Raw genomic sequence first — 243 nt, 5'->3', positions numbered from 1 at the left:
CCGGTGCTCTTCATTTCCTCGATGATGCGGCCGTAGTCCGCAGGATCGGTGACCACGGTGACGTACGGGTAATTCTTCGATGCCGCGCGCACCATGGCCGGTCCGCCGATGTCGATGTTCTCGATCGCGTGCTCGAGCGGGGCTCCCGAGGCCACCGTATCCTCGAACCGGTACAGATTGACCACGAGCATGTCGATGGGCTTGATGCCCTCTTTTTTCATGGATTCCATGTGCTCGGGGTTG

1 pseudogene is annotated in these 243 nt (G+C 60.1%); it reads right to left on the bottom strand.

The features are described 5' to 3' along the window. Positions 1-243, bottom strand: a pseudogene (gene purH, locus ACMUOY_RS20720) (bifunctional phosphoribosylaminoimidazolecarboxamide formyltransferase/IMP cyclohydrolase); the annotation flags it as partial.

Origin of the sequence: Candidatus Skiveiella danica, from assembly GCF_022705245.1 — a bacterium.
In the GTDB taxonomy this organism is placed as follows: domain Bacteria; phylum Pseudomonadota; class Gammaproteobacteria; order Burkholderiales; family Burkholderiaceae_C; genus Skiveiella; species Skiveiella danica.
The sequence above is the reverse complement of the archived record's forward strand: the minus strand, read 5'-3'. Positions and strand labels throughout refer to the sequence as shown.